Source organism: Methyloceanibacter sp. wino2 (genome assembly GCF_003071365.1).
Lineage (GTDB): Bacteria > Pseudomonadota > Alphaproteobacteria > Rhizobiales > Methyloligellaceae > Methyloceanibacter.
Map to the genome: position 1 here is coordinate 2,272,586 of NZ_CP028960.1, position 19,730 is coordinate 2,292,315.

17 protein-coding genes and 2 pseudogenes are annotated in these 19,730 nt (G+C 63.2%); 13 read left to right on the forward strand and 6 right to left on the reverse strand.

Annotation, left to right across the window (positions count from 1 at the left end; all coding sequences use genetic code 11):
• Position 1: 1 nt before the first annotated feature.
• The 7 genes and pseudogenes from DCY11_RS10655 (at position 2) to DCY11_RS10680 (ending at position 4,804) form a co-directional block, all read left to right on the forward strand.
• Positions 2-1,126 carry a nickel/cobalt transporter gene (locus DCY11_RS10655; protein WP_159079953.1) on the forward strand — a complete coding sequence of 375 codons (1,125 nt, stop codon included), beginning with the start codon at positions 2-4 and terminating at the stop codon, positions 1,124-1,126.
• Positions 1,127-1,188: 62 nt separating this feature from the next.
• On the forward strand, positions 1,189-1,446 hold the full coding sequence (locus DCY11_RS15755; RefSeq protein WP_208430448.1) for an NUDIX hydrolase: 258 nt from the start codon (positions 1,189-1,191) through the stop codon (positions 1,444-1,446).
• Positions 1,443-1,604: a hypothetical protein gene (locus DCY11_RS15760; RefSeq protein WP_208430449.1), complete on the forward strand. Its 162-nt coding sequence runs from the start codon at positions 1,443-1,445 to the stop codon at positions 1,602-1,604. The genes DCY11_RS15755 and DCY11_RS15760 overlap by 4 nt, the downstream gene beginning before the upstream one ends.
• A gap of 73 nt (positions 1,605-1,677) precedes the next feature.
• A pseudogene (hemH, locus tag DCY11_RS10665) lies at positions 1,678-2,726 on the forward strand (ferrochelatase).
• 17 nt (positions 2,727-2,743) lie between these two features.
• A complete protein-coding gene (locus DCY11_RS10670; RefSeq protein ID WP_108682872.1) occupies positions 2,744-3,172 on the forward strand; it encodes a hypothetical protein in 429 nt (142 codons plus the stop codon).
• 167 nt (positions 3,173-3,339) lie between these two features.
• Positions 3,340-4,322, forward strand: a pseudogene (locus tag DCY11_RS10675) (SPFH domain-containing protein).
• Positions 4,323-4,348: 26 nt separating this feature from the next.
• A complete protein-coding gene (locus tag DCY11_RS10680; protein ID WP_108682873.1) occupies positions 4,349-4,804 on the forward strand; it encodes an NfeD family protein in 456 nt (151 codons plus the stop codon).
• Between the two features lie 11 nt (positions 4,805-4,815).
• On the opposite strand, the gene DCY11_RS10685 is transcribed toward DCY11_RS10680, so the two are convergent.
• The 3 genes from DCY11_RS10685 to glpD form a co-directional block, all read right to left on the reverse strand.
• Positions 4,816-5,049 carry a hypothetical protein gene (locus tag DCY11_RS10685; protein ID WP_108682874.1) on the reverse strand — a complete coding sequence of 78 codons (234 nt, stop codon included), beginning with the start codon at positions 5,047-5,049 and terminating at the stop codon, positions 4,816-4,818.
• A 106-nt stretch (positions 5,050-5,155) separates the two neighbouring features.
• Entirely contained in the window at positions 5,156-5,386 is a 231-nt protein-coding gene (locus tag DCY11_RS10690) for a hypothetical protein (protein WP_108682875.1), read from the reverse strand.
• A 38-nt stretch (positions 5,387-5,424) separates the two neighbouring features.
• Entirely contained in the window at positions 5,425-6,924 is a 1,500-nt protein-coding gene (gene glpD, locus DCY11_RS10695) for a glycerol-3-phosphate dehydrogenase (protein WP_108682876.1), read from the reverse strand.
• A 146-nt stretch (positions 6,925-7,070) separates the two neighbouring features.
• Between glpD and DCY11_RS10700 the strand changes: the two genes are divergently transcribed.
• On the forward strand, positions 7,071-8,720 hold the full coding sequence (locus tag DCY11_RS10700) for a B12-binding domain-containing radical SAM protein (RefSeq protein ID WP_108682877.1): 1,650 nt from the start codon (positions 7,071-7,073) through the stop codon (positions 8,718-8,720).
• A 44-nt stretch (positions 8,721-8,764) separates the two neighbouring features.
• Here the strand turns inward: DCY11_RS10700 and DCY11_RS10705 are convergent, their stop codons facing one another.
• Positions 8,765-9,772 carry an SIS domain-containing protein gene (locus tag DCY11_RS10705; RefSeq protein ID WP_108683791.1) on the reverse strand — a complete coding sequence of 336 codons (1,008 nt, stop codon included), beginning with the start codon at positions 9,770-9,772 and terminating at the stop codon, positions 8,765-8,767.
• Positions 9,773-10,031: 259 nt separating this feature from the next.
• Between DCY11_RS10705 and DCY11_RS10710 the strand changes: the two genes are divergently transcribed.
• Positions 10,032-11,714 carry an outer membrane beta-barrel protein gene (locus tag DCY11_RS10710; protein WP_159079954.1) on the forward strand — a complete coding sequence of 561 codons (1,683 nt, stop codon included), beginning with the start codon at positions 10,032-10,034 and terminating at the stop codon, positions 11,712-11,714.
• A gap of 37 nt (positions 11,715-11,751) precedes the next feature.
• Here DCY11_RS10710 and galU read toward each other — a convergent pair whose 3' ends face one another.
• Positions 11,752-12,624, reverse strand: a complete 873-nt coding sequence (galU, locus tag DCY11_RS10715) for a UTP--glucose-1-phosphate uridylyltransferase GalU (RefSeq protein WP_108682879.1) — start codon at positions 12,622-12,624, stop codon at positions 11,752-11,754.
• 158 nt (positions 12,625-12,782) lie between these two features.
• On the opposite strand from galU, the gene galE reads away from it, so the two are divergent.
• The 4 genes from galE to DCY11_RS10735 all read left to right on the forward strand — a co-directional run bounded on the left by galE (position 12,783) and on the right by DCY11_RS10735 (position 18,201).
• Positions 12,783-13,775, forward strand: coding sequence for a UDP-glucose 4-epimerase GalE (galE, locus tag DCY11_RS10720; RefSeq protein WP_108682880.1), 993 nt, complete (start codon positions 12,783-12,785; stop codon positions 13,773-13,775).
• A 100-nt stretch (positions 13,776-13,875) separates the two neighbouring features.
• Positions 13,876-15,183 carry a lytic transglycosylase domain-containing protein gene (locus tag DCY11_RS10725; RefSeq protein ID WP_159079955.1) on the forward strand — a complete coding sequence of 436 codons (1,308 nt, stop codon included), beginning with the start codon at positions 13,876-13,878 and terminating at the stop codon, positions 15,181-15,183.
• 84 nt (positions 15,184-15,267) lie between these two features.
• Positions 15,268-16,968, forward strand: a complete 1,701-nt coding sequence (locus DCY11_RS10730) for a lytic murein transglycosylase (RefSeq protein ID WP_159079956.1) — start codon at positions 15,268-15,270, stop codon at positions 16,966-16,968.
• A gap of 48 nt (positions 16,969-17,016) precedes the next feature.
• Positions 17,017-18,201, forward strand: a complete 1,185-nt coding sequence (locus DCY11_RS10735; RefSeq protein ID WP_159079957.1) for a DUF459 domain-containing protein — start codon at positions 17,017-17,019, stop codon at positions 18,199-18,201.
• Positions 18,202-18,229: 28 nt separating this feature from the next.
• On the opposite strand, the gene DCY11_RS10740 is transcribed toward DCY11_RS10735, so the two are convergent.
• On the reverse strand, positions 18,230-19,645 hold the full coding sequence (locus DCY11_RS10740) for a glutamate synthase subunit beta (RefSeq protein WP_108682884.1): 1,416 nt from the start codon (positions 19,643-19,645) through the stop codon (positions 18,230-18,232).
• Between the last annotated feature and the right edge of the window lie 85 nt (positions 19,646-19,730).

Genomic DNA, 19,730 nt, shown 5'->3' on the forward strand with positions numbered 1-19,730 from the left:
TTTGGCTCTGCTTGTTCTGGCGATCATGCCGTTCGGGCAGGCGCAGGCGCAGGCGCAGGCGCCGCAATCGCCGCCCTCGGCGTTCGGGGCGCCGGCCAAGCCTCAAGCGCCACCGTCGGCGTTCGGTGCACCGAACAGTGCGCCCGGGCCGCAGGCCGCACCTGTCCAATCTGCGCCCCTCACCGCGCAGGGGACGTTCGGCAGGTTGCAGACGTGGATTATTCAGACACAGCAAAAACTGCTGCGGCCGCTCGCGGCGACGATCAAAAAACTCAAGGAGGGGAATGCCTGGCGCGCCGGGCTTTGGCTTGCGGGGCTCAGCTTCGTCTACGGCATCGTCCATGCAGCGGGGCCGGGCCATGGCAAGGCGATCATCTCGTCCTATGTGCTTGCCAACAGAGAAACGGTGCGCCGCGGCATCCTCATCTCGTTCCTCGCGGCGGCGGTTCAAGGCTTGATGGCGGTCGCGTTGGTCGGTGTTCTGATCGTTGCGCTTAAGGGCACGGGCATCGAGGTCAACAGCTGGGTCAAGCAATTGGAGAGCGCCAGCTACGCGCTGGTTTTCCTGGTCGGTCTTTCGCTCCTCGTATCGACGCTCTGGAGAGTCTGGCGCCGCCGGGGTGCAGCGGAAGCCGGCGAGGGGCATGATCACCACGATCACAGTCATCACCACGACGATGGCGATCACGCCCACGCCCATGATCATGAGCACGGTCACCATCATCACGATCACGACCATGAGTCGTGCGAGGTTTGCGGTCATATCGTCGACGTGCGTGAGATTGCCCAGCCGATGACGTGGCGCAAGATTTGGGCTGTGGTTCTATCGGTCGGCATTCGGCCGTGTTCCGGCGCAGTCCTCGTTCTCGTCTTCGCGCTGGCGCAAGGGCTGTTCTGGGCGGGAGTCGCCTCGACCTTCGCCATGGCGCTCGGCACGGCGATCACGGTCGCGGTTCTCGCCTCCTTGGCGATCGGCTCGCGCAATCTCGCCCTTGCGATCGGCGGTGAGAATACGCGGTGGGCGGAGGCAGTGTGGACGGTTTGCGCGATCGGCGGCGCCCTGTTTGTGATGACGATCGGGCTTCTGCTATTCCTCGCCTCGCTCGGACCGGCGCGGCCGTTCTAGCGGTTCGCCGAGGTCCTAGTTCCAGTGGTGGCGTGTCTCACGGTTGTGGCGGACTTGATCTGATGGGCTTTCCGAAAACACCAGCACTCACCGTCGATTGCGTGGTCTTCGATCCGCGCGGGCGGGTCCTCCTTATTCGCCGGGGGCATGAGCCCTTCAAGGGTTGCTACGCGCTGCCGGGGGGCTTTTTGGATGTCGGCGAGACGGTCGAGGACGGGTGCCGCCGGGAGCTGCGTGAAGAGACCGGGCTCACGGTCGGCGATCTCCTGCTCGTCGGCGTGTATTCGGACCCGGAACGCGATCCCGAGGCCATACGGTGAGCACCGTTTTCCTCGCGCGCTTGCCGGTGTCGGCGATTCCGGTCGCCGGCGACGATGCCGCGGCCGCCGAGTGGGTCGATGACTGGCGGGCCGAGCGTCTCGCCTTCGACCACGCGCAAATCCTCGAAGATGCGGAGAAATTTCGCGCTGCAGTCTGACGAGACTAGGCTTGGCCGGTACGATATTCTATCTACGGGCATGCCTTGAGAGGCCAGCACGAGGAGTGCGCCGATGAATGAGAGCCCGCCAGCGAACGCCTTTTCCGAGCCCTTCGATTGCCGTTCCCAGCCTTTCGGCAAGATCGGCGTGCTTTTGGTCAATTTGGGCACGCCGACGACACCGACTACTGGTCGATGCGGCGCTATCTCAAGGAGTTTCTATCCGATCGCCGGGTGATCGAGGTCAATCCGCTGATCTGGTGGCCGATCCTCAACGGCATCGTGTTGACCACGCGCCCGTCCAAGAGCGGCGAAGCGTATCGCTCGATCTGGAACGAGGAACTGAATGAGTCGCCCTTGCGGACCATCACCCGGTCCCAGGCCGAGAAGATTGCCGACGGGCTCGGTCATCGGGAAGAGGTGATCGTCGACTGGGCCATGCGCTACGGCAATCCGGCTATCGTTGACCGGGTGCAGGCGCTCGTCGAACAAGGCTGCGCCAGACTGCTTGTGTTTCCGCTCTACCCGCAATATGCCGCGGCCACGACGGCGACGGTCAACGATATGGTCTTCGACAAGCTCAAGTCGATGCGTTGGCAGCCGGCTCTGCGCACGGTGCCGCCTTATCCGTCCGATCCCATCTACATCGAGGCGCTTGCGGATTCGATCCGGGACCATCTGGCGACACTCGAGTTCGAGCCTGAGGTGATCCTCGCCTCCTATCACGGCCTCCCCAAGGAGTACGTGGAGAAGGGCGACCCGTATCAGTGCCAGTGCATGGACACGAGCGACGCGCTGCGGCGGGCACTCGGGCCGCTCGGAGACAAGTTGATGACGACGTTTCAATCCCGCTTCGGCCGGGCGGAGTGGCTGCAGCCCTATACGGACAAGACGGTTGAGGCGCTCGCCCGCGAGGGCGTCAAGCGGATGGCCATCCTCACGCCGGGCTTCGCCGCGGATTGCGTCGAGACCTTGGAAGAGATCAACGGCGAGGCCCGTGAGATCTTTCTCGAGCACGGCGGCGAAAAGTTCAGCTTTGTCCCTTGCCTGAATGACTCCGAGGGCGGTATCCGCGTCTTGCTTCATCTCGTTGAGCGCGAGCTGAAGGGTTGGGTCGACTAGAGAGGGGTCGGAAGTCGATGTTTCGTTTTGCGTTCTTGGGGATCGCCTTCGCGCTGCTTGCAAGCGCGGCCGCGATGGCCCAATCCGCGGGTGCGGACGAGGAGCGGTGGGCCTTCATCGATGTCGTCGGTGCGCCGGGCGACGGGAAAGAGGCGCTCGAGAACGCGCTGTCGAACCAACTCCTCAATCGCGGGTTCACCGTCACGGGCACGCCCGCCGCGCAAGCCTATGAGATTCAAGGCATGGTGCGCTTGTTCCCGGCAGGCCGCGGCGAACAAACGATCCGGATCGATTGGACGGTGTTCGGCCCCGAAGGCTTGCGCCTCGGGAATGTGACGCAGACCAATGTGATTCCGAAAGGATCGCTCGACCGGCGCTGGGGCGATGCAGCCGAGGCGGCGGCATCAGCGGCGGCGCAAGACATCATGCAGTATATCGCCCAGTAACCAGGCCGCCGGTTGCGCACCGTCACCGGTGGCTATCTTCCCGCAAAACCCCTTAAATACCGCCCTGGCCACCCCATCTATGGAAAGATCGTGGGCTCGGATCGTGGCCGGTCACGCTGATTTGGCGCCGGCTGGGCGACGCCCGGACGCTTTGGGGAGGATGCCGAATGTTCGGTTTCGATATTTTTGCGATTGCGCTGCTGGTCCTGTTCGTCGTGACCGTGATGTCGGCGGTCAAGATCGTGCCGCAAGGCTACAATTACACCGTCGAACGTTTCGGACGGTACACGCGCACCCTGACGCCGGGCCTCGGCCTGATCATTCCCTTCATCGACCGCATCGGCCGCAAGCTCAACATGATGGAGCAGGTGGTCAACGTGCCGAGCCAGGAGGTGATTACCGGGACAATGCCATGGTGCGGGTCGACGGCGTGGCCTTCTTCCAGGTGCTCGATGCGCCTCGGGCCAGCTACGAGGTGACCGACCTCGAAAGCGCCATTCTCAATCTCACCATGACGAATATCCGTACGGTGATGGGCTCGATGGATTTGGACAAGCTCTTGTCCGAGCGCGACGAGATCAATCACCGTTTGCTGACGGTGGTCGATGACGCGACGCACTCCTGGGGCGTCAAGGTCACCCGTATCGAAATAAAGGATATCGAGCCGCCGCGCGATCTGGTCGACGCCATGGCGCGCCAGATGAAGGCCGAGCGAGACAAGCGCGCGGCGATCCTGACCGCGGAAGGCGAGCGGCAGGCGGCCATCCTGGAGGCCGAGGGCACAAAGCAAGCACAGATTCTGGCGGCCGAGGGCCGGCGCGAAGCAGCCTACCGCGATGCCGAGGCGCGTGAACGCGAAGCCGAGGCCGAAGCGCGGGCGACGGCGATGGTGAGCGAGGCGATCGCGTCGGGAAACGTCCAGGCGATCAATTACTTCGTCGCCAACAACTATGTGGACGCGCTGAAGGCGTTGGCCGCGGCGCCAAATCAGAAGGTCATGCTTATGCCGCTCGAAGCCTCCTCCGTGATCGGTTCGGTAGCGGGCGTCGCCGAGATTGCGCGGGAAGCTTTCGCCAGAGACTCGTCCGAAGCCACGCCGTCACCCAACAGCCCGCGGCCGCCGCGCGGCGGTTCGGTGCCCAGGGTCTAGGGACAAGGCGCTAGGGACGCTCCACGATGATGGAAACAATTGTCACTCTCGGTCCTTGGATTTGGTTGATCCTGGCGGCTGCGCTGCTTGTGTTCGAAATGCTCGCGCCAGGAATTTTCTTCATGTGGTTCGGGCTCGCCGCGCTCGTGACCGGGGTCATTGCCTTGCGCTACGAGGTGGCGTGGCAGTGGCAGCTCATCTGGTTTTGCGGCCTGTCTCTCGTCACAGTGATTCTGGTCAACCGATACTTACGGAAGAACCCGACCGAGACGGATGCGCCCCTTCTCAATCAGCGTGCGGCGCAACTCATCGGTGAGACCCACGAACTGGTGGACCCGATCGCAAACGGCCGCGGCAGCGTGCGCGTGGGCGACACGATCTGGCGCGTCGAGGGACCTGCCTTGCCCAAGGGCGCGCAGGTCACGGTGGTCGGCGCGGACGGGTCCATATTGAAAGTGGAGCCGGCGAAAACCGGCGCCTAAGCCGCAAGCGTCTAGGCCAGCGCCGAAATCTCTGAAATTTCGTCCGGGATCGGACCTGTGACGGTGTCTTTGTCCCAGAGCGCGGTAGCGATCCGGGTGCTGCCCGAACCGGTGACATGCACATCGCTGAAGCCAGCCTCGATCAGATGGCCCGCGACCATCTCGTTGGAGGCGAAGCTCTGGAGCAATCCAAGTGTAATCGTCGCGCGGTAGCGCTTGCCCTTCTCGACCGTAAACTCAGACATCAATCCCCCGAAGCTGCATGGCACGCATGGCCAGATTCCAGGTCATGTCCTAGTTCGTGGCGACGCGGGCATCAACTGCCTGGGGTGGGGCGAGGGCACGAAACGCTTAGATTTCGATTGGGTTCTGGATCCTGCTCGGCAACGGGACGGTCATTGTATCGTTCGACCACGTCGCCTTGCCGATCCGTGTTCCGCCCGAGCCCGTGACCTCCACATCCGAGAAGCCGACCTTCTCGACTTCGGTCGCGACCCGGTCGTTGGAGGCCCATTTTTCGAAGAACTTGAGCTTGATCTCGGCCCTGTAGCGTTTGCCCTGTTCCAGCCTGAAGTTGGGCATGGTCCCCCCGGCGCTAGAGTGTGGTGCGACACCTCACTTTAGTTGTACAAGAACCATTCTTCAACCTTATCGTGTGATGGCTGGTCCAGAGACAGCTCCAGCTTGGTGCGGCGCCAGAGGAAGTCTTCGGCCGTGCTTGCGTCCTCAACTGTCGCAACATGCTCCAACTCCACCCGCGGGACGCCCGGAGCGATTTCTTCGGCAACGGCCGGGTCCTTTTCAAGCGCCGCGTACAGATCGTCGATCTTATCGCCATAGGTGAAGGCCCAGCGCTGACGCGTTTGCGGTGCAATCGCCGCCGGACCTTCTTCCGCGCGGGTACGCAGCGCGTCTCGATCCAGCGTCCCGCCATATTGAGGCACGCCCTTGGTCCAGGGCGGCCCCATGTCCAACCCCATCGATTGAAGCTTGGCCAGCACCCGCTCGGCCGTGGCGCGGTGGGTGGTGAGCTTGCCGCCCACCAGCGACAGAAACCCTCCGTTCCCTTGGGGCGCCGTCTCCAGCGTTACCTCCCGGGTTATGCGGCTGGGATCTTCGTCCGGGCGCCCGTGCAGCGTTCGCAAGCCTGCCCAATCGAAAACGATATCGCTTTCGGTTGCCGGCCCACCGGTCCGGGCGAAATAGCGGTTGTACGCGTCAAGCAGGTATTTCTTCTCGTCGGGGGAGCAGGCGGCATGGCCGGGCGCGCCGCCCTGGGGAATGTCGGTGGTGCCGATCATGAGGAACTTCCCCGCGAGCCAGGGAATGGAGAAGATGATGCGTTCGCCCTCGTCCTGGAGTGTGTAGGCGCACGTCTCCGGCGGGTCCGGCATGGGCAGCACGACATGGCTGCCCCGCACGAAACGGACGTCCTGAGGTGAGGGGCCGTCGGTGATCATGGCATCCACCTCGCCGACGAAGGGCCCCGCCGTGTTGACGATGAAGCGGGCGTCGATCTCTTTGGTCTGCCCACCCTCGCTGATCGTGACCCCGTAGCCGCTCTCGCGGGGCGCGATCGCCGTCACCGCGCGGCGATTGGCGACGTCGGCGCCGCGCGCCCGCGCGTCGAGGGCCGCGCTCAGGGTCAGCCTCGCGTCATCCGCATGGGCATCGTGATAATGCAGCACGGCCTTGAGATGGTCCTGGCGCAAATGCGGCAGGGCCTCGACGTCGCTTTGCGATAGACGGCCACTTCCCGGCATTTCGCCGCCGAGCGAGAGCAGGTCGTAGAGCGCCAGGCCCGTATGGACGAACCAGGCGCTGCGCTTCTGCCAGTCGAAAATGGGCAGGAGGAACTTCAGGGGCGAGACCAAATGCGGCGCGGTCTTCAATAGGCCGGCGCGTTCGCTTAAGGACTCGCGCACGAGTCCGAACTCCATGTGCTCCAGGTAGCGCAAGCCGCCATGCGCCAGCTTCGAGGAGGCCGAGGACGTGAAACTGGCATAATCCTCGCGTTCCGCCAGCATGACCTTGAGGCCGCGGCCTGCTGCGTCGCGCGCGATCGCAGCGCCATGAATTCCGCCACCAACAATCACAATATCGACGGAACTTGAGGGCATTATCCCTGAGCCTTGATTTGGGTCAGCGCGCCGGCCGAAAATCGGTTATGGTCGCCCGGAACAGTCTAGGGGGGCGACTGTTGTTTCCCCGTATCACTAGACCAGTATCAAGTAGAAGAGAGAATCGCTCGCATTAGAAGGACATCATGGCCGATATCGTCATCGTCAATCCGCGCTTCGACATCTCTTTCTGGGGGTTCGAGCACTGTATGCCGCTCTTTGGCAAGAAGGCCAATTTGCCGGTCGCCTGCCTGGCACTGCTGGCCGCTCTTGTGCCCGACCACCATGACGTGACGCTGGTGGACGAGAATGTCGAGGACATCGACTTCGACCGTCTGGCGCGTGCCGACCTCGTCTGTTTGACCGGCATGAGCATCCAAGGGACCCGGCTCCTCGAGATTCTCGAAGAAGTTCGCGCTCGCGGCGTGATGACGGTCGTCGGCGGCCCCATGGCCACGGTCGAGCCCGAAGCCCTGGAAGGACTGACGGATGTGATCTTTTTGGGCGAAGCGGACGAGACTTGGCCGGCGTTCCTTGAGGCGTGGGAAAAAGGCGAGCACAAGTCCCGCTACGAACAGCCCGAAAAAACCAAACTCGAAACGCTGCCCTTGCCGCGCGCCGATCTACTCAAAGCGGAGCGCTATATGTTCGGCAGCATGCAGATCTCGCGGGGCTGTCCGTTTACGTGTGAATTCTGCGACATCATCGTGACCTTCGGCCGCCGCCCGCGTCTTAAGACGAGCGAGCAAGTCATCGCCGAGCTTGAATCGTTTCTTGAGGTCGGCTTGAAGATCGTCTTCGTGGTGGATGACAACCTCATCGGCAACAAGAAGGCCATCAAGCCCATTCTGCGCGACATCATCGAGTGGCAGCAGGCGCGCGCCTATCCGTTGACGCTCTTCACGGAGGCCTCGCTCGATCTCGCCGAGGACGACGAGCTCATGGAGCTCATGGGCCTTGCGGGCTTCCAGAACGTCTTTATCGGTATCGAGACGCCGAACGAGGAGTCGCTCAAGGAGACGAAGAAGCTGCAAAACGTGCGGCCCAACGCGGGTTCGTTGATCGACCGCGTACATCGCATCCAGGACAATGGCATCGATGTGTGGTGCGGCATGATCGTCGGCTTCGATCACGACGACACGACCATTTTTCCCGCCGTGCCGGAGTTTCTGTCCCGTGCCCGAATTTCGACCGCTCTCGTGGGGATGCTGCACGCAATCCCGACCACGCCGCTCTTCAAGCGTCTTAAGGAGGAAGGACGCCTGAACAACGACGAGGACGCCGACCTATACGGCACGAATGTCGTGCCGCTGGGCATGTCGTCGACGGAACTGCGGGACGGCTTCATCGAGGTGATGCAGGAGACCTATTCAGCGGACGCCTATTTCAGCCGCCTCGATTCACAGTTCTTCGATCAAGACTTCAAGTTCACGGTGCACCAACTCCCGTACTGGGACGACTGGCGCTGGGCGTGGGCCAAGCGCGCCTCCTACAATTATGTGCGCTTTGGTGTGATCGCTTCGCGTCTCCTGAGCGCCGTGAAGGATCCGGATCTTCGTGCCCGCTACCGTCAGCAATTAACGCAGGTGGTGAAGAAGCGCTGGCGCGAGCCCCATATCCTGTTCATCTACGCCTTGAAGGTGGCGACGCACTATCACTATGCGGAGCTCGTTCGCTCCATCGCCGATGTCGATCCCGAGACAGGTGCGATGTCGAATGCCGGCCGCTCGTTCTCGCGTGTGCGTAAGGACGAAGCGGTGGCGGACAAAAAGGACAAGGAAGCGATCGCTGCTTAGGCGGTTCTTGTCCTGCCCTTCGCTTTTGTGAGGCGACGCTCGTCCTAGGCCACGCCCGCGCGCAGAAGATCATGGATGTGGACGATGCCGACGGGCCGTCCGTCCTCCACGACGAACAGCGCCGTGATGGCCGAGGCATTGATGATCTCCAGCGCCGCGCTCGCCATGATGTCGCGCGTCACGGTCTTCGGCGCAGGCGTCATGATTTCTACCGCACGCCGATCCAGCAGGCCGTTGCCCATATGCCGGCGCAGATCGCCGTCGGTGATGATGCCCTGCAGTTCGCCGTTTTGATTGACGACGCCAAGGCAGCCAAGCGCCTTTTCGGTCATGACAACGATGGCTTCGGACATCACCGTGTCGGCGTCGGTCAGCGGAAGATCGGTCTCCCCGTGCATCAGATCGGCCACGAACTTCAGCCGGGCCCCGAGCTGGCCGCCGGGATGCAGTACGCCGAAGTCGAGCGCCGTGAAGCCCTTGCTTTCCAGCAGCGCGATGGCGATGCAGTCGCCCAGAGCGAGCTGCATCATGGTGGACGTGGTCGGGGCGAGCCCGTGCGGACAGGCCTCCTTCGTGCGAGGGAGAGCCAGAACCACTTCCGCAGCTTTTGCGAGCGTGGATTCGGCGTTGGACGTAATCGCCACCAGCGGTACGGCGAAACGGCGCGAATAGGAGAGGATATTCTCGAGTTCGACCGTCTCTCCCGACCAGGAAAATGCCAAAATCGCATCATCCGGGGTGATCATGCCGAGGTCGCCATGGCTCGCCTCGCTCGGGTGCACGAAATAGGCGGGTGTCCCCGTAGAGGCCAGGGTGGCGGAGACCTTCAGGCCCACATGGCCGCTCTTGCCCATGCCGGTCACGATGACGCGGCCGCGGCAGCCCCGCAAAATGCCGAGCGCGGCGGCAAAGTTCGCCGAAAGTTCGCCGGAGAGCGCTTCCTGAAGGGCGCTCAGACCTTGGGCTTCGAGCTGCAGCGTTCGCGTGGCCGAGGCGACGGCCTCGCTGTGGTCTTCGGCTGTAACTAGATCCTGTTTCAAACCAACGGACATCGGCTCGTATTCCCCCTCTGCGGCGCGCAATTCTAGCATGGAATAAGGCATTGAAACGTCAAGCCAAGCCTCTTTCCCAAACCCAGTGCCCAGGACCGTTTTGGGACGCCGATAAACGCCTCGTTAACCCTGTTTCCCCTAGGCTCGATAGGTCAACGGGTCCAGGTGCGGAACTCTCGCTGCCGAGAGCTCTTTGCACAAGCCCAAGTCCGATCGAGGTGCGTCCTTGCCGCGTCGCCAAACGTCCAGCGCAGCGGGCGTGCTCGCTGCCACTATGCTTGCCGCCTCTCTTGCGCCGGCTGTGGCGCAGGACACGCCAGGCTTGCGCGGCAGCATCGGCACGCCTTCGTCGGGCATTTCCACCGGTACAGGGACGGCCGCGCCGACGGCTCGCTCGCTCGGGCTTCCGCTGAGGGGCGGCCTCGTCGAGGATTCGGCCGGGGACGGTTTGGGCGACGACGGCTCAACGACCGGTCTCGGCACAGATGCTGAGGACACCGACCCTCTCGGCGGACTCGGTGACGACGCCACTTCGGGCGGGACGGCGCAAGCCCCCGATGTCACCGTCAGCCGTCAGCTCAGACCCTCGACGGTGGATCCCGGCCTTCGGGGTACGGTCGTGGCGGACGAGGCGGTTCCGGGCTTCGGCATCGACGAGGGCAGGGCGGAAGCGCCGGGCGAAGTCGATCCCTTCGGCGATCCCGTGGAAACGCCGCTGCGGGATGACATCGTGGATATCGACCCGGCCGACGATCCGCTTGGACTGCGCGTGCGCCAGCTCGATCCCTACGAACCGCTCGGCACCCGCCTCGGCAGCTTTTTGCTCTTCGCCGAGGCTGATGTCGGCATGATCTTCACGGACAACGTGCTGGGCACGCCGAACGGAAACTCGGCCTACGCCTTCGAGTTCGCACCGGAAGTCCGCCTTGAATCGGATTGGGAGCGGCACGCCTTCGAGGCCGAGTTTACTGCCGACCGAAGCTGGTTCAACCGGTTCTCCGTGGAGGACGACAAGATCTACGCGGCGCTGCTGCGCGGCCGGCTCGACGTCGGCGCGCGGACCAATGTGCAGCTCGAACTGGGCAAGGCCCAAACTCAGGACGGCCGCAACGCGGTCGACATCACCAACATCGCCGGGTTCCAGACGAATGTGCAGGAGGAGCAGATCTCACTGTCGGCCGAGCACAATTTCAATCGGCTGACGGTCGAGGTCGAGGGCAGCATCTCGACGTTCGACTACCAAGACCTGACCGGCGTGCAGCAGGCGCTGGCGGAGACCGTCACGGGACAGTTCATCCCGCTCGTCGATGTCCGGGACTATCGCGAGAACGAACTCACCCTGCGCGGTACCTACGAGTTCAACCCGGGTCTGTCCCTCTATCTGGAAGGGGAGATCAGCGAGGACGTGTACAAGCAGCCGGTCACGGTCTCGGGCCTCACGCGGGATTCGAACGGGTTCGCGACGCTCGCCGGCATGACGTTCTCAGTCAGCAACGCCTTCTATGGCGACATTAGTCTCGGCTGGGGCGAGCAAAGCTCGATCGCCGACGATACCGCACCGGTCGAAGGGTTCTTGTTGAACGCGGACGTCGTTTGGATGCCGACCCCAATGACGCTTGTCGAGTTCCTCGCCAACTCGCAGATCGCGACCGCCAATACGGTTGATTCGCTCGGCGCCGTCTCGCGGAGCTACCGCCTGTCGCTGCAGCACGCGTTTTGGCGCTATCTCGTGGTGGGCGGCTATCTGAGCTACGAAACGGCGGACTATGCGGACAATCCGCTCGTCGACGAGCGGCTGCGCGAGGGCCTCACCATGGAGTACTTCTTCAACCCGAACATGTCCGTGTACACCCAATATGAGCATACGGACTTCATGTCGACGGATCGTTTCAACGAATATGCCGAAAACGAGATCCGCGTCGGCCTCCGTATCCGCAACTAGGCGGTCGCGGACGCGCCCCGTCGATCTGCGTTGGCGATCAGAGCAGCTTCTTGATCTCGACAACGACATCGTCACGCAAGTCGGGCCGTTCGAGCGCGTAGGCGACATTGGCCGCGAGGAAGCCGGACTTCGATCCGCAATCGAAGGCGCGGCCTTCATATTCGACCGCATAGAAGGGCTGCGTGGTCAGGAGCTTCAGCATGGAATCCGTAAGCTGGATCTCGCCGCCCGAGCCGGCCCCCTGTTCGGACAAGAGATCGAAGATTTCGGGCTGCAGGATGTAGCGGCCGAGGATGGTTAGATTGGAGGGCGCGGTGCCGGGCGCGGGCTTCTCGACCATGCCAGTGACGGGAAAGACATTTCCTTCCGCATCGCCTGTCGCGACCACGCCGTAGTTCTTCGTTTGGTCATCGGGGACAGGTTCGACCGCGAGAATATTGCCGCCATGCTTGTTGTAGACGTCGAGCATCTGCGCAAGGCATCCCTTGCCCGGCGCCTGCACCAGAACGTCCGGCAGGATCACGGCGAAGGGCTCGTGGCCGACGATCTCACGGGCGCACCAGACCGCGTGGCCCAGTCCCAAGGGCGCCTGCTGGCGGACGAAGCTCGCCTCGCCGGCGTCGGGCAGGCAATCGGCGAGGATCTCGAGCGCTTCGGTCTTGCCGCGCGCGGCTAGCGTCTCCTCGAGTTCCGGCTGTCGGTCGAAATGGTCTTCGATGGCGCCCTTGTTGCGTCCGGTGACGAAGATCAAATGCTCGATGCCGGCTTCGCGCGCCTCGTCTACAACGTGTTGGATCAACGGCCGATCCACCACGGTGAGCATTTCTTTGGGCATTGCTTTGGTAGCGGGTAGAAATCGTGTGCCGAGTCCTGCGACGGGAAATACGGCTTTGCGAATGCGGGCAGGCATCAAATCCTCTCTCAGAGCTGCGGGCTGGGCCCGGAGGCGAAACGGGCACAGGGATAACGAGCCAGACAGACCAAACGATGGCGTTTAGCAGTCTCTAAACCACCTCTGCGATAGCACAAATACAGCGCTTGACGTGCGGATTTTCGGGAAACGATCCAATGAGTGTACTTGTCACGGGTGGGGCCGGTTATATCGGCAGCCATATGGTCTTGGAGCTGTTGGCCGCCGGCAACGACGTCATCGTTCTCGACGATCTGTCGACGGGATTCCGATCTGCCGTGCCGGAAGCAGCCCGGTTCGTGGAGGGCAATGTCGGCGACATGGAGCTGGTCGGACAGCTTCTGCGCGATTACCCCATCGACACGATCATGCATTTCGCCGCGTGGGTCGTTGTGCCGGACTCGGTCGTCGATCCGTTGGGCTATTACGGCAACAACACCTCTAATTCCCGAAATCTGTTGGCGTGCGCGGTTGATGCCGGTGTGCCGCATTTCGTCTTTTCGTCCTCGGCAGCCGTTTACGGTGAACCCGAGCACTCGCCGGTCGACGAGGATGCACCGCTGCACCCCATTTCGCCGTACGGCAGCTCGAAGCTCATGACGGAGACAATGCTCGCCGACACGGCGCGGGCGCATCCGCTGCGTTACGTGGCCTTGCGGTACTTCAACGTGGCCGGGGCGGATCCTCAATGCAGGATCGGACAATCCACGCCTCGGGCCACGCATCTCATCAAGGTCGCGTGCGAGGCGGCGATGGGAGTCCGGCCTAAGATCGACGTGTACGGAACGGATTATCCGACTCCGGATGGAACATGCGTGCGCGACTACATCCACGTCAGTGATTTGGTTCGGGCACATCTCGACGCTCTGCGTTACCTGCGGGCCGGCGGCGAGAGTGTGGTCCTGAATTGTGGCTACGGCCGGGGCTTCTCGGTCCTGGACGTCGTGGAGACCGTCAAACGGCTTTCGGGCGTCGACTTTCCTGTCCAAATGGCCGATCGCCGTCCCGGTGACCCGCCCGCGCTCGTCGCAGGCGCAGACCGCATCCACAAGGTGCTCGGCTGGGAACCGCAGCTCAACGATCTCGATGCCATCGTCGGTCATGCCCTTGCCTGGGAACGGCATCTCAAGGACCAGGGCGGACCGGCCTAGCGTCCGTTCTGGCAGCGCGATGTCCATCACGCCTTTTCAAGGTCATAGAGGCCCGCCACACTCTGCGTCGGGATTCGTTTGGAAGCTTGAAGGATCGTCTATGGCGGCCGCACAGCTCACTCGGACGTGCTTGGCGTTCGCATTGTTGTTCGCACTCGCGCTCACTTCACGGCCCGGAGCCGGCGTTGCCGACCCCGCGTCCGACTACAAGCGGGCAGTCGAAACCAGTTTCGCGCAGTGGCTCGAAGGCTTGTGGCCGGAGGCGGAAGCTGCCGGCGTTTCGCGCGCGACCTTCGATAAGCAGCTTAAAGGGCTCAAGCTCGATTGGTCGCTGCCGCAACTGACGCCGCCCGACCCCGCCTATCCCGGCGGCCCGGCCTTGCCCGCCTCCATGAAGCCGAAGCCCAAGCCGCAGGCCGAGTTCGGCGTGCCCCAGAACTATTTCAAAGCCAGCAGCCTGAATGCACTCGCCGGCAGCGGCAGGGCCAAGTACCGGCAACTCGCCCCGACCCTGAAGGCTATCGAGGAGCAGTACGGCGTCCCGGCCAGCATCGTGCTCGCCATCTGGGGGCGCGAAACCGGATTTGGCCGCGCGGCGCTGCCTTACGATGCGGTCACGGCGATCGCATCGCAGGCCTTCATGGGCCGGCGTGCCGACGAATTCCGTCCGCAATTGATCGGTGCGCTTCAGATCATCGAACTCGGTCATGCGACCCGTCAGATGATGAAGAGCTCCTGGGCCGGCGCGATGGGGCATGTTCAATTTCTACCGGGCGACTTCGAGGAACATGCCGTGGATTTCGACGGCGACGGGCGGCGTGACATCTGGGCGTCGGTTCCGGACGCCCTGGCCAGTGCCGGCAACGCGCTGCGAAGCCAGGGATGGGACGGGAACCAGCCCTGGGCCTACGAGGTGACGCTCCCCAAGAATTTCGACTGCACACTGCAGGGGCCGGATCAATCGCTGCCCATCAAGGAATGGATCGATCTCGGGGTCCGGCGCGTCAACGGCCGCGAATTCCCGCAAGACCGGCTCGGAGACTGGACCTTCCTCGTGCTCCCCGCCGGGATGAAGGGGCCGGCCTTCCTCGCCACGACCAATTTCTCGGTCCTGAAGCTCTACAACAACTCGGACGTCTACGCGATTTTCGTCGGACACGTGGCCGACATGATCGCCTACAACACGCCCGTCCAGTTTGTCGGCACATGGCAGCCGGTGGAGCGCTTCACCCGCGACCGCATTCTGAAGTTCCAGGAAGTGCTTGTTTCCCAAGGCCATGACGTCGGGAAGGTCGACGGGCTGGTCGGCTTCAAGACCCGGCAGACGATCGGCAAGGAGGAAAAGGCGCGGGGGCTGCCTCTGACCTGCTACCCGAGCCACGCGTTGATTAACCAGGTGCTAAAGTAGGGTCTGTCATTCTAGGCAAATGGGTAACGGCGGGTTTGCCACGGTTTTGCCCGCCCCATTTGTTATTTTCCCGGGATGAGATCCATGAACTGTCCTAAGATATTGATATCGTCTGCCTTTTCGGCTGGTCTGGCCTGCGTCTCCGTCGCGGCCATTCCAAGCGTGGCGTACGCGGACAAGTTTCAGACCTGCGTCAAGAGCTTCTGGCCCGCCGCGAAGCGTAGCGGCGTCAGCTGGGAGACGTTCGAGAGGGCGACCGCTGGCATCTCGCACGACCAAGAAGTGATCGAGTCCGCCAAGTACCAACCCGAATACAAGAAGCCGATGGGCGAGTACGTGGAACGTGCGATCTCACCGAAGCGGCTGACGATGGGGCAGCAGATGCTCATCGAGTATGGGCCGCTGCTCCAGCAGGTCGAGGCCAAGTACGGCGTCGACAAACACATCGTTCTGGCCATCTGGGGCGTGGAATCGAACTACGGCACCAACAAGGGCGACAAGCAGGTCATCCAGTCGCTCATGACCTTGGCCTGTTCGGGGGTCAAATCCAAGTTCGCCCGCGGGCAGATCGTTTCGGCACTGAAGATCCTGCAGCACGGCGATACGGACCCGGCGCATTTCAACGGGTCCTGGGCCGGCGCCATGGGCCACACGCAGTTCATTCCCACCACCTATTCGGCCTATGCGGTCGATTTCGACGGTGATGGGCGCCGCGATATTTGGGACACGATCCCCGATGCTCTTGGCTCGACGGCTGCCTATTTGAGGAAGTCGAAATGGATTCCGGGGCAGACCTGGGGTTACGAGGTCAAACTGCCCTCGAGTTACACCGCCAAGAGCTACAAGCGCGGGACCTACCGGACGCTTGCGAGCTGGCAGGCCGCGGGCATCACCCGCGCCAACGGTAAGCCTTTCCCGCGGCCCGGCGACAAGGCGCAGCTTTTGTCGCCTGACGGACGCAATGGGCCGTCCTTTCTGGTCCTGAACAATTTCCGCTCGATCCTGCGCTACAACAACGCCGATTCCTACGCGCTTGCCGTCGGACATCTGGCGGACCGGCTCGCAGGCTACGGACCCTTCATCCAGTCCTGGCCCACGAGCGAGAACCGGCTGTCCATGGATCAGCGCATGGAGCTGCAGCGCCATCTGATTGCGCTTGGGCATCTGGAAGGCGAGGTGGACGGCATCATCGGCAGCGGCACGCTCGAGGGCGTGCGGTCCTATCAACGCGCCAAGGGTATGGCCGTCGACGGCTACCCGACGCAGACGATTTTGAAGAAGCTGAGAGCAGAGGCGCCTGCGCTGCCGCCGGCAGTGCCCGAATCGACGGCGTCCATTCCGGGGGCCCAACCGGCTCCGGGACAGGCGGCGCAGCCTCAGAACGGCATGCAGCCTCAATATGTGCCGCAGCAAGCGGTCGCCCCGGCTCAGCCCGGCGCGGCGAATAGCGTGCAGCCGCAATACATCCATCCTCAAGGGGCAGTCCCACAAGCCAACAGCCAGCAGCTTCTAGCTCCGGCGCAGCCCCCGATGGCTCAGCCGCAAGCGGCTCAGCCTCAAGCCGTGCCGTCTCAGCCTGTGCAGCCGCAAGCCGCTCAGCAGCAGCAGGTAGCCGCCGAATATTCGCCGCCGGGCCAGATGAATGCTTACGCGATCATTCCAATCCACCCGCAGCCTGCGCAACAGGCGCAGCCGGCCCAGGCTTTGCCCTGGCAGTCCGGGCAGGCAGGTGCGTCGTCCTATTCGCGCAGCGCTTCCGACGTGCCTCCTGCACAGGCGAATTAGTGCTATGATGGGTGCCAGATGTCCCGCCTAAGGAATATTTGCACCCGCATGCCTCGTTTGATCGGCTCGATCGTGCTGCTGCTGGCAGCGCTTCTCGTGTCCACGGCCTCGACGCCCGTGGCCGCGCAAGATGCGCTCGCGCACCGCAGCTACATCACACCGTTCCCCAATGGCGACCGCTACCGCGTGGTGGTGCTCGGCGACGGGGATGCGGACGGGCTCTGGAGTGGGCTCTACCGCACTTTCGAAGAAGATCTCACCGTAGACGTCCTGAACCAGTCCAAGAAGTGGACCGGCTTCACGGATCCCACGCGCTACGACTGGAACGGCAAGATCGACCAGATCCTGAACGATGGGACCTATCACGTCGCCGTCGTTCAGTTCGGCCTTGGCGAGCACAAGGCGATCCGGGAGAACGGCAAGGTGCTCAATGTAGGCACCGAAGAATGGCGCCAGGCCTATGGTGCCCGCGTCGAGACGTTCATTCGGAAATTGCGAGCCGCGGGGCTCGGCGTTTACTGGGTCGGGCTGCCGGTGATGCGCTCGGCCGGCCAACGGGCCGCCGCCGAACGTCTCAACGACGTGTTTCGCGAGAAAGCCTTCGTGAACGGCGCCAAGTTCATCGATACATGGAGCGAGTTCGCCGACGAGAACGGCCAATACACGCTGGTGGGTACCGACGAGGACGGGCGGAAGCAACACATGCGCAGTGGCGACGGTTTCACGTCGCGCGGCGATCTGAAACTGGCCCAGCTCGTGAACAAGGAACTGCGCCAGGACATCGAACTTGCGAAGAAGGAACGCGACATTCCGCTCGCCGGCGATCCCGAGGAGCAGGAAAAGGTGGCGACGGGACTGACATCGCCTGAGCCTGCCACCCGGACAGCTGTCGCGGGCGATACGGCGGACGGCGAGGGAGGCGATGCCCTGCGGGAGGATCAGGTCGGAGATGTCAGCGTGGTGCGCCCGAATCGCGGCGCGGCTGCGCCGATCAACGATCCCGATGGAGACACGGGGTCCGGCGGGGCGCCCGATCCGCAGGTCATCACGTCCAATCTGCCCGGCGGCTATACGGCGATTTCTTCGATTTCGGCGGTGTCCGACGTGACGCTGTCCTCGTCGCGGCCGCAGCTCCCGCTCGCGCAACGGCCCTACTACCGGGTGCTAGTACGTGGCGAGCAGCTCGAGCCGAAATCCGGGCGCGCCGACGACTTCGCCTGGCCGCCCAGCTAAGAGCGGCTTGAGCTAAGAACCCCGCCGCTTAGCGCGGCAGCGTGGTCGATCCCATCAGGAATTTGTCGATTGAGTGGGCGGCTTGCCGTCCTTCGCGGATGGCCCAGACCACGAGCGACTGGCCACGGCGCATGTCGCCCGCGACGAAGATCTTGCTCCGCGAGGTCTGGTAGTCGACGTCGTTCGCTTTGACGTTGCCGCGCTGGTCGAGCTCGACCTTGAGGTCCGCGATCATGCCCTCGTGCACCGGGTGCAGGAAGCCCATGGCGAGGAAGACGAGATCAGCCGGGATCGTGAATTCGCTCCCCTCGATCGGCTTCATCTGCTCGTCGAGGCGCACGCACTCCAGCTTCTCGACCTTGCCGTCGCCGAGGAATCGGTTCGTGGCCACACTGAAGTCGCGGACGGCGCCTTCGGCCTGGCTCGATGAGGTGCGGAACTTGAGCGGCCAGTGCGGCCAGGTCAGCGCCTTGTTCTCCTGCTCGGGCGGCTCCGGCATGATCTCAAGCTGCGTCACGGCGGTCGCGCCCTGCCGGAACGACGTGCCGATGCAGTCCGAGCCCGTATCGCCGCCACCGATCACGACCACGCGCTTGCCTTCGGCCGTGATGGAGTCGACATCGCCCAACGGCTCTCCCGACACACGGCGGTTCTGCTGCGGCAAGAAGGTCATCGCGAAGTGAACGCCGTCGAGATCGCGCCCCGGCACGGCGAGGTCGCGCGGATGCTCCGATCCGCCGGCCAGCAGAACGGCGTCGTGCTTGCGCTCCAGGTCACGGATGTCGACATCCTTGCCCACTTCCACATTGCAGTGGAACGTGACGCCCTCGGCCTCCATCTGCGTCACGCGACGCTCGATGATGAACTTCTCCATCTTGAAGTCGGGAATGCCGTAGCGGAGCAGCCCGCCGGGATGGGCGTGCTTTTCGTACACATGCACGTCGTGGCCGGCGCGGGCCAGTTGCTGGGCGGCCGCAAGCCCCGCGGGCCCCGATCCGACAACGGCGACGCTCTTGCCGGTCTTCTTCTCGGGCGGCTGCGGCACGATCCAGCCTTGGTCAAAGGCGCGGTCCGCGATGGCGCGCTCGATGGATTTGATCGTCACCGGCTCGTCGATGATGTTCAGCGTACACGCCGCCTCGCAGGGCGCCGGACAGATGCGACCCGTCACTTCCGGGAAGTTGTTCGTGGAGTGCAGGTTCAGCGCGGCGTCCTGCCAATCGTCGTGATAGACGAGGTCGTTCCAGTCGGGGATCTGGTTGTTGATTGGGCAGCCCGTGTGACAATAGGGGATGCCGCAATCCATGCAGCGCGCAGCCTGTTTCGTGATGTCCGCTTCACTCGGATCGATCACGAACTCCTTGAAATGGCGCACGCGGTCGGCGGCCGGCTGATAGGACCGGTCTTCCCGCTCGATTTCCAGAAACCCTGTAACTTTGCCCATTCGATTAGGATCTCCGCCCTAACTCATCTCATCCGTGCCAGTGCCTCGGCAGTACCGAAGCCCGGCTCTCATGCCCGCATTGTGG

Bases quoted from the DNA above. Each gene is read 5' to 3' on its own strand.
- DCY11_RS15755 (WP_208430448.1), top strand. From the start codon at position 1,189: ATGGGCTTTCCGAAAACACCAGCACTCACCGTCGATTGCGTGGTCTTC.
- DCY11_RS10670 (WP_108682872.1), top strand. From the start codon at position 2,744: ATGTTTCGTTTTGCGTTCTTGGGGATCGCCTTCGCGCTGCTTGCAAGC.
- DCY11_RS10680 (WP_108682873.1), top strand. From the start codon at position 4,349: ATGATGGAAACAATTGTCACTCTCGGTCCTTGGATTTGGTTGATCCTG.
- DCY11_RS10685 (WP_108682874.1), bottom strand. From the start codon at position 5,049: ATGTCTGAGTTTACGGTCGAGAAGGGCAAGCGCTACCGCGCGACGATT.
- DCY11_RS10690 (WP_108682875.1), bottom strand. From the start codon at position 5,386: ATGCCCAACTTCAGGCTGGAACAGGGCAAACGCTACAGGGCCGAGATC.
- glpD (WP_108682876.1), bottom strand. From the start codon at position 6,924: ATGCCCTCAAGTTCCGTCGATATTGTGATTGTTGGTGGCGGAATTCAT.
- DCY11_RS10700 (WP_108682877.1), top strand. From the start codon at position 7,071: ATGGCCGATATCGTCATCGTCAATCCGCGCTTCGACATCTCTTTCTGG.
- DCY11_RS10705 (WP_108683791.1), bottom strand. From the start codon at position 9,772: ATGTCCGTTGGTTTGAAACAGGATCTAGTTACAGCCGAAGACCACAGC.
- galU (WP_108682879.1), bottom strand. From the start codon at position 12,624: ATGCCTGCCCGCATTCGCAAAGCCGTATTTCCCGTCGCAGGACTCGGC.
- galE (WP_108682880.1), top strand. From the start codon at position 12,783: ATGAGTGTACTTGTCACGGGTGGGGCCGGTTATATCGGCAGCCATATG.
- DCY11_RS10725 (WP_159079955.1), top strand. From the start codon at position 13,876: ATGGCGGCCGCACAGCTCACTCGGACGTGCTTGGCGTTCGCATTGTTG.
- DCY11_RS10730 (WP_159079956.1), top strand. From the start codon at position 15,268: ATGAACTGTCCTAAGATATTGATATCGTCTGCCTTTTCGGCTGGTCTG.
- DCY11_RS10735 (WP_159079957.1), top strand. From the start codon at position 17,017: ATGCCTCGTTTGATCGGCTCGATCGTGCTGCTGCTGGCAGCGCTTCTC.
- DCY11_RS10740 (WP_108682884.1), bottom strand. From the start codon at position 19,645: ATGGGCAAAGTTACAGGGTTTCTGGAAATCGAGCGGGAAGACCGGTCC.